6 protein-coding genes are annotated in these 14,476 nt (G+C 58.7%); 1 reads left to right on the top strand and 5 read right to left on the bottom strand.

Features of this window, described 5'->3' with window-relative positions; translation table 11 throughout:
- Positions 1-98: 98 nt before the first annotated feature.
- The 5 genes from ACYZTY_RS00350 to putP all read right to left on the bottom strand — a co-directional run bounded on the left by ACYZTY_RS00350 (position 99) and on the right by putP (position 9,895).
- Complete coding sequence (locus ACYZTY_RS00350; protein WP_461956833.1) at positions 99-515, bottom strand: hypothetical protein; 417 nt, start codon at positions 513-515, stop codon at positions 99-101.
- Entirely contained in the window at positions 515-5,314 is a 4,800-nt protein-coding gene (locus tag ACYZTY_RS00345; RefSeq protein ID WP_461956832.1) for an RHS repeat-associated core domain-containing protein, read from the bottom strand. Before ACYZTY_RS00345 ends, ACYZTY_RS00350 begins: the two co-directional genes overlap by 1 nt.
- A complete protein-coding gene (locus ACYZTY_RS00340; RefSeq protein ID WP_461956831.1) occupies positions 5,314-6,051 on the bottom strand; it encodes a DUF4123 domain-containing protein in 738 nt (245 codons plus the stop codon). Before ACYZTY_RS00340 ends, ACYZTY_RS00345 begins: the two co-directional genes overlap by 1 nt.
- Positions 6,041-8,059: a type VI secretion system Vgr family protein gene (locus tag ACYZTY_RS00335; protein WP_461956830.1), complete on the bottom strand. Its 2,019-nt coding sequence runs from the start codon at positions 8,057-8,059 to the stop codon at positions 6,041-6,043. The genes ACYZTY_RS00340 and ACYZTY_RS00335 overlap by 11 nt, the downstream gene beginning before the upstream one ends.
- 351 nt (positions 8,060-8,410) lie before the next feature.
- Positions 8,411-9,895, bottom strand: coding sequence for a sodium/proline symporter PutP (gene putP / locus ACYZTY_RS00330; RefSeq protein WP_461956829.1), 1,485 nt, complete (start codon positions 9,893-9,895; stop codon positions 8,411-8,413).
- Between the two features lie 465 nt (positions 9,896-10,360).
- Here putP and putA point away from each other — a divergent pair, with 465 nt between their 5' ends.
- The gene (gene putA, locus ACYZTY_RS00325; RefSeq protein WP_461956828.1) at positions 10,361-14,311 is read left to right on the top strand and encodes a trifunctional transcriptional regulator/proline dehydrogenase/L-glutamate gamma-semialdehyde dehydrogenase; all 3,951 of its coding nucleotides are present in this window, start codon (positions 10,361-10,363) and stop codon (positions 14,309-14,311) included.
- Positions 14,312-14,476: the final 165 nt, after the last annotated feature.

Below are 14,476 nucleotides of genomic sequence, written 5' to 3'. Positions count from 1 at the left end.
TCTCTCCTACAGATCACCGACATCCTGTGGGAGCGTGGCTTGCCCGCGATTGAGCGCGAAGCGGTCATAAAATCCATCAGACTCGAAATCAACGAGCCTCACCACGTGGATTGATCTTCAAGGCTGGCTTTATGAAGATCATCTTTCCATTCTTCGCTCGCTAACTTATATACATCCTCAAAAAAACCACGAGGATTTTTCAGTGAATACCATTCAGCTCGCGGCCAACTTGAGTCATACACATCATCTATATTGAACAAAATTTTAAAATCATAACTACTATCTCTTAGCTTGCTGGCTAAAAACTCAAACAACACAAATTTATGTCTATAAGACAAACACCCCAGCCTCAAACTGTGCTTATTGATCAAGATCTCTCTATCAAACTGGTTATCAGGATCAAAAGCCTCAAGCTCTTTACCACGAGTCTCCTCACGATCATAGACATTAAACACTCCAATAAACCACATCAGATTCGGCTCAAACTCCGTATCAACAAAAGGATCTCGCAACATCACTTTCTCTCCGTCGGAAAACCCGTATATGGCCAAGCCACTTTATCCTGATCAAACTTAACTTCAAACCAATTCAAATCATCATTCAACGTAGGGTTTTGTTTGTCCTTTTTATTCGGCCGATAACCACGACCCGCGCCAGGCAACTCCATCCTCACAATTGGGTCATTGTTGTGGTCCCAACCCGTATATGGATCGAGCCCGAGACCCTCCCTGGTCATAGCCTTGTTCAACGCATTAAGATGAACCCTCCAGTTCGCGAACTGAGAGCTTAAACTTCCTCTAGGTGGCACTGGAACTCTTCCAGTCTTAGGATTTGCTCCATCTATAGCCCTCTGTTTGAGTGCCACATCAGGTATTTCTGAACTGTGTTTTTGCACAGTGTGCATCTTGTATTTTTTCTCCAGTTTCATTACCCGACCCTTGGCGTTTGCCTCAGCAAGCTCATCAATCCTCGCCCGCCTCTGCTCAGACGTCAGCTTCGGCAGTTGCGGCTCACCCTCATCAACCCTAGCGCCAGTCGTATCACCCGGCGCCTCACACCCAGCCTTATCCGCCGGCGGACAACTCCCGCTCAACCCCAACGGATCAACCCACCCCATCGGATTCGGCGTGTATTGATACTGGTTCAGCCCTCCCGCCAACTTCACCGGGTCCGGTGTCAGATACCGCCCAACCTCCGGATCATAGTACCGATGCCGGTTGTAATGCAGGCCGCTCTCGGCATCAAAGTATTGCCCCTGAAACCGCAACGGTTGCTCAAGTTGCTCGCCCCCGCCCAACGCCAGGTGCGTGACTTTGCCGTAGGCGTTGTACTTCGCCGACCAGACGATCTCGCCACCAAAATCGGTCAGTTCCTGTGGCGTGCCGAGGTGGTCGAGTTGGTAGTAGAACGGGCAGGCCTTGCGCGGGCCTTTGCCGTCGAGCATCGCCAGTGGACGGAAGGTGCCGGGTTCGTAGACGTAGCTGCGGTAGTGTTCGCGGCTGCTTTCGGCGACGAGGTTGTCGCCTTGCCAGAAGAACTCGGTGGTTTTGCCGTCGACGGTTTTGGCGATGCGGCGGCCGAAGGCGTCGTAGCGATAACTGGTGCAGCGGCCGTCCGGGGTCGTGACGCCGACCAATCGGTGCTGGCAGTCGTAGCGGTATTCGGTGACGAGTTTTTGCGCGGTGCCGCGGCGTTCACGAACCAAGTTGCCGAAGGCGTCGTAGTCGTAATGCCGGTCGCCCTGCATCAGCAGGCGATTCCCTTTAACGGTCGCCAAACCGGGCCGATCTTGCATCAGCAGGTTGCCGGCGGGGTCGTGGGCGAAGGTTTCCGGTGGATCGTCGCGGGTGTGGCGGACGCGGGTCAGGCGGTTGAGCGGGTCGTAGTAATAGCTGCGTTGGCCGTGGCGGCTGTCGGCGATGGTCGCGAGGTTGCCGTTGACCGCGTAGCCGTAGTGGCGCATGTACAGTGGTCGGGTTTGCTGGTTGATCGCGTGGGCTTGCAGCCGGCCCTGTTCGTCGTAGTGGTAGTGGCTGGTGAGCTGGCCTTGCTGGCGTTGTTGTTCGCGACCGAAGGCAAATTCGTGAGTAGTGAGCCGCGCGCCGTTGAGGTCGATGGCGGTCAGCGCGCCGCCCTTGGCGTGGTGGTAGTCGAGTTTGCTGCCGTCCGGCAGGCGCAGGCGATTGAGTTGACCGCAGGCGTCGTAGCCATAGCGCAACGTGCCCCAACCTTGATGCTCGGTGATCAGTCGGTCTTGTTGGTCGTACTCGAATTCCAGCGGATGGTCGTGGCCGTCATCGACACCGATCAGTCGACCGAGGCTGTCGTAGCGGTATTCGACCTTGATGCCGTCGGGCAGTGTTTTGACCAGCAACCGTCCTGCCGCGTCTCGTTCATAAGCGGTGATGAGTTGCGAGCCATCGTCACCGGACTCGGTTTTTTCCAGCAGGTGGCCGTTGAGGTCGTAGGCGTACGCGGTGCGCTGGCCGTCGAACCCGGTTTCCTGTCGGATCAATCCGCCGGGTGTGTAGTCCAGGCGATATTTTTCGCCGGATTCGTTTTCGATCTCGGTAAGAAGCAGCTGCGCGTTGTCGTAGCGATACTTGAGCTGGGTGCCATCGGCATTGAGGCGACGGCTGACCAGATGCAAGTCGTCGACGTATTCGTAGCGGGTGACCCGGCCCAGTTCATCGCGTTCGGCAGTGATTTTTCCGTAGGCGTTGTAACTGAAGCCGCGAATGGCACCGGTAGGTAGCGTCGTCTGGATCAGTCGGCCGACGGCATCCCATTGGGACTTGGTGACCGCGCCGTGTTCGTCCTGCCGGGTAATCTGCCGCCCCAGCGCATCGTAGGAAAACCGCCGTACACCACCGTCCGGCAGCGTCTCTTCGACCAGTTGCCCCAAGCCATTCCAGACGAAAACATGCCGACTGCTATCCGGGTAACGGATCGACAGCAGCTGACCTTTTTCGTCGTAGTGATAGTGGGTGACCTGACCGTCAGGATCGGTCGCTTCGGTGATGTCGCCCTGGGCATTGCGCTGATATTTCCAGACGGTTTTGCCGCGATAGCGCGCGTGCAGGAAACCGTTGCGGTACTCGTAGGACGTTGGCTCGCCTTCTGGCGGAATCAGCGCCACCAGCCGTCCGACTTCGTCGTAACGGTATTCAGTGACGGCGCCGAGCGGGTCCTGCTCGGCAATCAGCCGGCCTTCATCGTCGTAGGCCTTGAGCTGTTCACCGCCGTCCAGTTCGACCTTGCGCACCAGCCGCGCCCGCTCGTCGTGGACGTAAACCTCTTTGCTGCCGTCGAGGTTGTGCACGGTGACACTGCCGGCATCATCCCAGACGTAGCACGCATCCATCTGCGCAAACGACGCCCAATGGCGGACGCAGCGCGCCGCTATGCCGGACCGTTCCCACGCCCAGAAGAAACTCGCCCCACCGGCCAGTTGTCGCTGGAGAATGACGTGCCGATCGTCGTAGTCGTAGCGCTCGCTTTCGCCAGCGGCGTTGGTGGCTTCGATGAGTCGGGCGCGTTCGTCGTAGCGGTAACAGACCAGTGTTTGCTCGGTCTGCCAGGCTTCTTCGAGGGTTTGAGCCGGAACGAAAACCTGATAGTCGACGGCGACCAGATGACTGCGCTCATAGCGCAGCAGCAAGGCGCGGCCAGCGCCGTTGTCGAGGCGCTGGATGCGGTCCTGGCGATCGCGAGTGATGCGCAGTCGGTTGTCGTAGCCGTCGCTGATTGCTGTTAGAAAACCGTTATGAAAGTGGTAGAACCGTGTCGCGTCGCCGGCCTGGGCGAGGATCAGTTCTTCGGGTTCATTGCCCAGATAAATCGCGGCGCGCGAGAGGCTGTTGTGGATCGCCGGGCGCTCGCTGCTCGGTAACGGAAAGGTGGTGCGTCGGTTTTCGTGGTCGATCCAAATGACGGTTTCACCGTCGATTTCCAGCCGATGGGATAACGAATGACTCCAGCCATATCCGAGGCCGGCATCGATTTCGGCGGCGCTGGTGCGGTAGAGCCGGGTGAAGTCGAACGGCAGGATACCGTCCAGTGAACCGTCGGTGAGGGTCAGCAGTTCTTCGCCGGTGACCATCGACACAGGGCATTTGTTGGTGGCGGTTTTATCGACGGAATCGGCGCTGTCGCCGTTGGGGTTTTTTGCCTGATCCGGGACGTTGTCGTGGTGTACGTGTTGCTTGAGTGTGGTGTTGCGCTTGGCATCCCAACGCAGTTGCATGCGACCTTTTTTCAGGCCCGCCGCCACACCGCGTGCGGCTACTTTTTTATAGCGATCAACGTAAGTAATGAAGCTGTTGATGATTGTGAAAATCGCTTTGACCATGCGCAGAACTGCACTGAGCAACTGCGCGCCCCGATCAGCCAGACGCATCGTCAAATAAGCGATGCCAGCCCCGGCCCCGGCAAAGGTCAGAACGATGCCGATCAGAATGTCGATCAACAACTGCACCACCAGCGTGGACAGCGCTTCGGCGGTTTTGCCTGCAATCTCGCTGGGAGGCAGCATGTCCAGCCATAGGCTGGCGGAGCGGACCAATAGGCACAGCGCCGCTTCGTCACTGGCCAGCAACTGGGCTTTTTCCATGATCTTCGGTGCGGTTTTCGCGAGCCTTTTCAGCTCTTCGGCACTCTCGCCCAACCGCTCACCAAACTTTCCGGGGTCCTTGAGGATGTCTGAAAGCAGGCTGATGCTGTCCCACACGCCCTCGATCGCCGCCCAACTTCCCGCCAACAATCCGTTACCAGCGGCGGCAAAAGTCGACTGTGACCATTGCGGTTTGAAACCTTCCCATTCTTTATGCAGCCAACCTTCCAACTCTTGGGTCAGGCCATCATAAGAAGAGAAAAGATCTTCAACTTGCTGCGGTGTGACTTCACTGTGAACGTGAATGCGGTAGAACTTGCCCTCTTTCCCCTCGAAGGTCCCTTTGCCATTTTCGTCGAGCGTGACCTGCTTTATCTCTCCACTCTCAGCCGCAATCACATCGACCTGAATATTTCCCACGGGAATGTCATAAACCGATTCAAACTTGCTCTCGATCTCCAGCATCCCACCCTTGGGGCACTGCACGACGGTGGAGATAAAATCGTCATCGCCGCTGCTCACAATGGTGCTGGTATTACCGAACCGAACGATCCGTTCCATCCCCATCAGCGAAGGCAAATCAGCCGTGTGACTGACCTTGTCTGCCGCCTGGCTAAGCCAATGCTTTAGCTGTTCACGGTAGAGGGACAACGTGTTTGGAAAACCGTCGAGCTCCTGCTCAATCCGTACGATCTGATCCATCAGTTCAACTCCGCCATCAGGTAGTCTGCCAAGGCTTGTTTCGGTGCTTGAGGCAGGTCCGGCGTCTGCAAAAAGATCGCGACTTTGTGCCGCAAAACGGGCTCAGAAAACGCATCAAAAAGGTCAGGTCGGTCCTCACTCAACCACTTCATCAAGTTGTTGATGCGGGTTGTCGCGGACTTGGTGGCGAGTTCTTCAAGCAGCGATTCGGAAACCTCCCACCACGGAAAAACCCTGGAGGTTTTCAACGCACTGCCGCCGATATCAAGCGGCTGCGCATTGATCAAACAGCGGTCAATCACCGGCATTAACTGCGTGGCGTTAACCTCGGCCGACTGAAGAATCGGCAACAAATAACGCCCATCCCAGAACCGAAAAAACACCGCATTACCATTGGGAAAAAGCACTTGAGTGAGGCTGCGCAGATGCTCGACCAGCACTTCTTGAGAGGCAGAAGAAACCGCCAGCCAACCCCAGTCCCGAGACTCGGTCGTGGCGACCCACTCCAGAAACTCACTGTCAGCGGTGACGATTCCGACATAGGGCATCACCGGTTCCCACTCGGCATACGCGGTGTCGGTCCAGATCGGACTCGGCGCTTGTGCTGTGGTCGCGTGTTGCCAGGCGTTCAGAGGCTGCGCAGCACTGGCGTTGCCGAAAATCGCAAACAACTGCTCGCCAGGTTTGAGCGGTTGGCGTTCCAGCCAGACGTGGGGTGACAAGTGATCAGGCTGCACAGACACCGTCCTTGCAGCGCTCGCATTCTTCGCAGAACGGCGCATCACTTTTCAGGCTCATGATCTGTGCCGCGCTCAGCAGGGCGGCCGGGGCGGCGACGAGTTTCAACGGTGTATTCGGCGACACGGGCGCTGCAGCCATCGCTGGCATCAGCGCGCCGCCGACCTGAATCGGCACACTGCTGAAAATCCCGCCAGGACCAATGTTGATCCACTGCCCGCCCGCCTGGATCGTCGCGCTGGCGCCACCGTCGATCACCACTTGCTGGCCGGCCCTGACATGGAATTGCTCACTGGCATTGAGCGCCTGACTGGTCACGCGGATGTGCCGGTCGCCAATCACCACCAAGTGATCATCGAGTTTCACCTCGGCCTGGCGCTGACCGTGGGTGATGCGTTGTTCATCAGCCTTCAGCTCATGGCGAGCTGTCCCCGTGACGACGATGCTGCGCTGGTTATCGACCTGCACCTGCTGATCGTGCAACACGTGCTGAGTCCAGTTTCGCTGGGCGCGCAGGTAGATTTCCTCGGCGCCTTTACGATCCTCGATGCGCAATTCGTTGTAACCGCCGCCTCCTGGACTACTTTGGCTGCGGAAAATACTGCGGGTCTTGTCGGCGGGCAGATCCAGCGGCACTGGCGTTGCTGCGTTGGGCAGGCAACCCATCACCAGCGGCTTGTCGGCATCGGCGTCGATGAAACCCACCAGCACTTCCATGCCGACTCGCGGGATCAGCACGCTGCCGTAATGGTCGTGGGCCCAGCCCGTGGCGACCCGCAACCAGCAACTGGAATGTTCGTTGAGCTGACCGTCGCGGTCCCAGGCGAGCTGAACCTTGACCCGACCGAACTCGTCGCAATGGATTTCGCTGTCGACCGGACCGGTGACCACGGCAGGTTGGTAACCGAGCATGCGTGGTTTTTCCGGCCCCAGGGGCGGGCGAAACGAAACGTCCCACGGCGTCGCCAGAAAAGTATTGCGATAGCCCTGGAAATCATCCGGGTCGTCGCTGGTGGCCGACTCTTCCAGCACTTGCGGCTGTCGGCCACGGTGCTCAATGCCAGTGATTAACCACAGGTCGTTCCACGCCTGACGCGGATGCTCGGCGAGGTGCAGGAAATGTCCGCTGACCAACGCAGAATCGTCGCCACGACCTTCCGCCTGACGGAAGTCCGCGGTGTGCCGCTCCAGCGCTCGTTGCGTCAGCTGTTTGCCATGCTCGCGATCAGTGAATTGGCCGGGAAAGTGGTAGTCCTCCAGCACCGGGCGCTGTTCGCTGTCGACCCGGCTTTCAAGGGAAAGACGCGGTTTCTGGAAGTCGTAATCGCGACGAGTGACCGCCGTGGTGCGGGTCTCCAGGCGTACGTTGAAACGCTTGATGGCCGGCGCATCCGCCGCCATGCCACTGCCCGGCAGGTACAGCGTCGACTCGGGCAGACGCGGGAACACCGTTTGATCATCGCCGAACACCAGCAGATGCCCGTCGGGACTGTGCTGGAAGTGGTAATGAATGCCGATCTCGGCACACAGCCTCTGGATAAACGCGAGGTCGCTTTCGGCGTACTGCACGCAGTACTCGCGAGGTGAGTAGTCGCTGCCGAGTTGAAATTCGAACGCATCGCGCTGGATGCCATGGTCCTTGAGGACCTGCGCAATGATCGCCGGCACGCTTTTGTGCTGGAAGATCCGCTGGTTGATGCGCTGACCGAGGTAGGCCAGCCGCGGTACGAGACTGATTTGGTAGCCTGTCAGACGTTTCCCGGAGTCGCTTTGACCGACGCGAAAGATCTGACCGTGTATGCCGGAACCTTGTGCATCGAAACTCAGAAACGCCTGACGATGCAGCAGGCTTTCGAGCTCGATGTCCGGCCGTTCGCTGACCAGTTCCAGGTCAAAGCGGTAGGGTTGGCTGATGGCTTCCGTGCCCGTGAACTCAAGCACCTTGAGCTCATTCTGGACGCCGTCGATCGTCAACGTGAAACGCGGTTGATTGGCAGGAGCGAACATCCGATGTGTCTCTGCAGAATGAAGGCGGGCGATTCTGCATGAGCGACAAGGGGTGTTGAGGGAGGGACAGGAAAATCAGATTCGCCCTACTTTTTTAGAGATTTATCCTTCAACAATAAGTGTGTTTGGCTACAGACATTTCCCACAAAAGTAGTGTGTTACAGCTGACGGCCTCTTCGCGGGCAAGCCTCGCTCCTACAGGATTTGTGATTCTGTAGGAGCGAGGCTTGCCCGCGAAGGGGCCATCAAAGACACCAAACCTTTCACCGCAAACAAAAAAAACGGCCCGCCTCCAAAGGAAGCGGGCCGTTTTCATGTTCGGCGAAAGGTCAGAGCCTTAGCTCATCGCGATCACTTGTTCAGGCGGAAATCAGCCTCGGCAGCAGCGAAACGCTGAAGCATGCCGTGAGTCGGCGAGCCCAGTTTGCTGACGAAGTAGATCGCCAGGCTGGCGAAGATGAAACCAGGGATGATTTCGTACAGGCCCAGCAGCTCGAAGTGTTTCCACACGATCACGGTGATCGCGCCGACCAGGATGCCGGCCAGTGCGCCGTTGCGGGTCATGTCTTTCCAGATCACGGAGATCAGGACAACCGGACCGAACGCAGCACCGAAACCGGCCCAGGCGTAGCTGACCAGGCCCAGTACGCGGTTTTCCGGGTTGGCAGCCATCGCGATGGCGATCAGGGCAACCAGCAGCACCATGGCGCGGCCGACCCAGACCAGTTCCAGCTGAGAAGCGGACTTACGCAGGAAAGTTTTGTAGAAATCTTCGGTCAGGGCGCTTGAGCACACCAGCAACTGGCAGCTCAGGGTGCTCATGACGGCAGCCAGAATGGCCGACAGCAGTACACCGGCGATCCATGGGTTGAACAGGATTTTGGCCAGTTCGATGAACACGCGTTCGTGGTTTTCGGTCACAGGACCGGCCACTTCAGGGTGCGCCGAGAAGTAAGCGATACCGAAGAAACCTACCGCGACGGTGCCGCCCAGGCACAAGATCATCCAGGTCATGGAGATACGACGAGCGTTAGCAATCGACTTGACCGAATCCGCCGCCATGAAACGCGCGAGGATGTGCGGCTGGCCGAAGTAGCCCAGGCCCCAGCCCATCAACGAGATGATGCCGATGAAGGTGGTGTTTTTCAGCATGTCGAAGTTGCTGGCATCTTGCGCTTCGATGGCCAGGAACGTGGTGTCGACGCCGCCAGTGGCCAGCAGCACGATGATCGGCGTCAGCAACAGGGCGAAGATCATCAGCGTGGCTTGTACGGTGTCAGTCCAGCTCACTGCCAGGAAACCGCCGACGAAGGTGTAGGCAATAGTCGCCGCAGCACCGGCCCACAGCGCAGTCTCGTAGGACATGCCGAAGGTGCTTTCGAACAGACGGGCACCGGCCACGATGCCGGAGGCGCAGTAGATGGTGAAGAACACCAAGATCACCACGGCAGAGATGATCCGCAGCAGACCGCTTTTGTCTTCGAAACGGCTGGAGAAGTAATCCGGCAGGGTCAGTGCATCGCCGTTGTGCTCGGTCTGCACGCGCAGACGGCCGGCGACGAACAGCCAGTTCAGGTAAGCACCAACGATCAGGCCGATGGCGATCCAGCTTTCGGACAGACCGGACATGTAGATGGCGCCCGGCAGGCCCATCAACAACCAGCCGCTCATGTCGGAGGCGCCGGCGGACAATGCAGTCACGACGCTGCCCAGGCTGCGACCGCCCAGAATGTAGTCAGAAAGGTTGTTGGTGGAGCGATAGGCCATGAAGCCGATCAGCACCATTGCTGCGATGTAGATCACGAACGTGATCAGTGTTGGATTGCTTACGCTCATTTAAGTGATGCCCTGGCTTTGTTTTTATGTAGCGGCAGAGTGTGAAACCTCCGACAAACGACAACGTTTGTTCAGACGATTTCGGGGCCCGCGCATTTATGACTGATGTTTCCCCAGGAAAGCCATCAGCCGGTACACCTGTCTTTTTTGACCGGTTGCACCTTGGGCGCGAATCCTATTCAACAACGCAAATAAGGTGCAACCCATTTCTTGAGAATAAGTTGCACCTAGTCGGATTTATCCGAAAAAGACCTGTTTTTGCTCCCTTTTAGCGCAGTCCTTACGGTTTTCTAGAATTAAAAGCACCAAGCAGGAGCGGTACGTTCGTACCGGAATTTATTTCCTGACGAGCTGCTTATTATTCCGACAAAAAAAGGGTTGCACCCGGTTGCACCTCAAAGGTTGCCCAGCTAATCTTGCGGCCAGCTGATGCCACGCGGTCGTGGCAAACATGAGGATAAAAATATGGCTACCACCACCCTTGGGGTCAAACTTGACGACCCGACCCGCGAGCGCCTCAAGGCGGCCGCGACCTCGATTGATCGCACGCCGCACTGGCTGATCAAGCAGGCAATTTTCAATTACCTGGAAAAACTCGAGGGTGGTGCAACCCTGACCGAGCTGAGCGGTTTGACCAAGGATTCCGACGACATCGTCGATGCGCCTCTGGATCACGCCCACCAGTGCTTCCTCGAATTCGCCGAAAGCATCCTGCCGCAATCGGTACTGCGCGCCTCGATCACCGCCGCCTACCGTCGCCCTGAGCCGGAAGTGGTGCCGATGCTGATCGAACAGGCGCGTCTGCCTGCTGCGATGGCCGAAGCCACCAACAAACTCGCCTCCTCGATTGCCGAGAAACTGCGCAATCAGAAAAGCGCCGGCGGCCGTGCCGGGATTGTTCAGGGTCTGCTGCAGGAATTTTCCCTGTCGTCCCAGGAAGGCGTAGCGCTGATGTGCCTCGCCGAAGCGCTGCTGCGCATCCCGGACAAAGGCACCCGCGACGCGCTGATCCGCGACAAGATCAGCACCGGCAACTGGCACCCGCACTTGGGCAACAGCCCGTCGCTGTTCGTCAACGCCGCGACTTGGGGCTTGTTGCTGACCGGCAAACTGGTCGCCACCCATAATGAAGCAGGCCTGACGTCGTCCCTGAGCCGCATCATCGGCAAGAGCGGCGAGCCGATGATCCGCAAGGGCGTCGACATGGCCATGCGCCTGATGGGTGAGCAGTTCGTCACCGGCGAAACCATCGCCGAAGCCTTGGCTAATGCGAGCAAGTTCGAAGCCAAGGGCTTCCGCTATTCCTACGACATGCTGGGTGAAGCCGCACTCACCGAGCACGATGCCCAGAAATACCTGGCCTCGTACGAACAAGCCATCCACTCGATCGGCAAAGCGTCCCACGGTCGTGGGATTTATGAAGGCCCGGGTATTTCCATCAAGCTGTCAGCCCTGCACCCGCGTTACAGCCGCGCGCAGTACGAGCGCGTGATGGACGAGTTGTACCCGCGTCTGCTGTCGCTGACCCTGCTGGCCAAGCAATACGACATCGGGCTGAACATCGACGCCGAAGAAGCCGACCGCCTCGAGCTGTCGCTGGATCTGCTGGAACGCCTGTGCTTCGAGCCGCAACTGACCGGCTGGAACGGCATCGGTTTCGTGATTCAGGCTTATCAGAAGCGTTGCCCGTATGTGATCGACTACGTGATCGACCTGGCTCGCCGCAGCCGTCATCGCCTGATGATCCGCCTGGTGAAAGGCGCGTACTGGGACAGCGAAATCAAGCGCGCCCAAGTCGAAGGCCTGGAAGGCTATCCGGTCTACACCCGCAAGGTGTACACCGACGTTTCCTACATCGCGTGTGCTAGAAAACTGCTGTCGGTGCCGGAAGTCATCTACCCGCAGTTCGCCACGCACAACGCCCACACCCTGTCGGCCATTTACCACATCGCCGGTCAGAACTATTACCCCGGCCAGTACGAATTCCAGTGCCTGCACGGCATGGGTGAACCGCTGTACGAACAGGTTGTAGGCAAAGTTTCCGAAGGCAAGTTGAACCGTCCGTGCCGCGTGTACGCACCGGTCGGTACTCACGAAACACTGTTGGCGTACCTGGTACGTCGTCTGCTGGAAAACGGCGCGAACACTTCGTTCGTCAACCGTATCGCCGACCAATCCATCTCGATTCAGGAGCTGGTGGCCGATCCAGTGGCCAGCATCGAGCAGATGGCGACGCTGGAAGGCGGCTTCGGCCTGCCGCACCCGCGTATCCCGCTGCCGCGTGATCTTTATGGTGCCGAGCGCGCCAACTCCAGCGGCATCGACATGGCCAACGAACATCGTCTGGCTTCGCTGTCCTGCGCCCTGCTGGCCACGGCTCACAACCACTGGAAAGCCGTGCCGATGCTCGGCTGCGCGTCCAGCACTGAAACCCCTGCGCCGGTCCTCAACCCGTCCGATCTGCGTGACGTGGTTGGCCACGTGCAGGAAGCCACTGTCGAAGACGTGGACAACGCGATCCAGTGCGCCCTGAACGCTGCGCCGATCTGGCAGGCCACTCCGCCCGCCGAACGCGCCGCGATTCTGGAACGTGCCGCCGATTTGATGGAAGGCGAGATCCAGCCGCTGATGGGCCTGCTGGCTCGCGAGGCCGGCAAGACTTTCGCCAACGCCATCGCCGAAGTGCGTGAGGCCGTGGACTTCCTGCGTTATTACGCAGTGCAGGCGCGCAACGATTTCACCAACGACGCCCACCGCCCATTGGGCCCGGTGGTCTGCATCAGCCCGTGGAACTTCCCGCTGGCCATCTTCAGTGGTCAGGTCGCTGCAGCATTGGCTGCCGGTAACCCGGTACTGGCCAAGCCTGCGGAACAAACCCCGCTGGTCGCCGCTCAAGCCGTGCGCTTGCTGCTCGAAGCCGGGATTCCGGAAGGCGTGCTGCAATTGCTGCCGGGCCGTGGCGAAACCGTCGGCGCCCGTCTGGTCGGCGACGATCGGGTCAAAGGCGTGATGTTCACCGGCTCCACCGAAGTGGCTCGTCTGCTGCAACGTAACGTCGCCGGTCGCTTGGATGCACAAGGTCGTCCGATTCCGCTGATCGCCGAAACCGGCGGCCAGAACGCGATGATCGTCGACTCCTCGGCTCTGACTGAACAAGTTGTGATCGACGTGGTGTCGTCGGCCTTCGACAGCGCCGGCCAACGTTGCTCGGCACTGCGCGTGTTGTGCTTGCAGGAAGATTCCGCTGACCGTGTCATCGAAATGCTCAAGGGCGCCATGGCTGAATGCCGTCTCGGCAACCCTGAGCGTCTGTCCGTGGACATCGGCCCGGTGATCGACGCCGAAGCCAAGGCCGGCATCGAGAAGCACATCCAGGCCATGCGCGACAAAGGTCGCAATGTGTATCAGGTGGCAATCGCCAACAGCGAAGAAGTCAAACGCGGCACCTTCGTGATGCCGACCCTGATCGAACTGGAAAGCTTCGACGAGCTGCAACGGGAGATCTTCGGTCCTGTGCTGCACGTGGTTCGCTACAAGCGCAAAGACATCGATCAACTGATCGGTCAGATCAACGCTTCCGGCTACGGCCTGACGCTGGGTGTGCACACCCGGATCGACGAGACCATCGCCAAAGTGATCGACAACGTCAACGCCGGTAACGTTTATGTGAACCGCAACATCGTGGGTGCCGTGGTTGGCGTGCAGCCGTTCGGCGGCGAAGGCCTGTCGGGCACCGGTCCGAAGGCTGGTGGTCCGCTGTACCTGTACCGCTTGCTGTCGACGCGTCCTACCGATGCGATCGAACAATCCTTCGCTCGCGGTGACGCCATCGCAGCACCGGACGTTCGTCTGCGTGATGCCATGAGCAAACCGCTGACCGCGCTGAAAGCCTGGGCCGACAGCAACAAGTTTGTCGACCTGAGCACGCTGTGTGTGCAGTTCGCGGCGCAATCGCAAAGCGGCATCACCCGCGTCCTGGCGGGCCCGACCGGCGAGCGCAACAGCTACGCCATCCTGCCGCGTGAACACGTGTTGTGCCTGGCGGAAGTCGAAGGCGATCTGCTGACTCAGCTGGCGGCGGTATTGGCTGTCGGCGGTTCGGCGGTGTGGCCGGAAGCTGAATTGACCAAGGCACTGTTCGCACGTCTGCCGAAGGACATTCAGGCGAAGATCAAACTGGTTGCCGACTGGAACAAGGACGAAGTGGTGTTTGATGCGGTTCTGCATCATGGCCATTCCGATCAGCTGCGTGCGGTGTGCCAGCAAGTGGCCAAGCGTGCCGGTGCGATTGTTGGGGTTCATGGATTGTCCCAGGGCGAGACTAACATTGCGCTGGAGCGTCTGGTGATCGAGCGGGCGTTGAGCGTTAACACCGCTGCGGCGGGTGGTAATGCCAGCTTGATGACCATCGGCTAAAACCGATAAGCCGGGCTGCCGCAATAGCCGCCCGGTACGCAATACCCTGTAGGAGTGAGCCTGCTCGCGATAGCGGTCTGTCAGTCACATCTGTTTTGGATGTGCCGCAGCTATCGCGAGCAGGCTCACTCCTACATTTGTTTTGTGGTGTTTGCTAAGTCGCTG

Source organism: Pseudomonas sp. LB1P83 (genome assembly GCF_054897885.1).
This window is presented reverse-complemented; position numbering and strand designations above follow the sequence as displayed.

Excerpts from the sequence above, each read along its gene's own strand:
- ACYZTY_RS00345 (WP_461956832.1), bottom strand. The coding sequence starts at position 5,314 with ATGGATCAGATCGTACGGATTGAGCAGGAGCTCGACGGTTTTCCAAAC.
- ACYZTY_RS00335 (WP_461956830.1), bottom strand. The coding sequence starts at position 8,059 with ATGTTCGCTCCTGCCAATCAACCGCGTTTCACGTTGACGATCGACGGC.
- putA (WP_461956828.1), top strand. The coding sequence starts at position 10,361 with ATGGCTACCACCACCCTTGGGGTCAAACTTGACGACCCGACCCGCGAG.
- putP (WP_461956829.1), bottom strand. The coding sequence starts at position 9,895 with ATGAGCGTAAGCAATCCAACACTGATCACGTTCGTGATCTACATCGCA.
- ACYZTY_RS00350 (WP_461956833.1), bottom strand. The coding sequence starts at position 515 with ATGTTGCGAGATCCTTTTGTTGATACGGAGTTTGAGCCGAATCTGATG.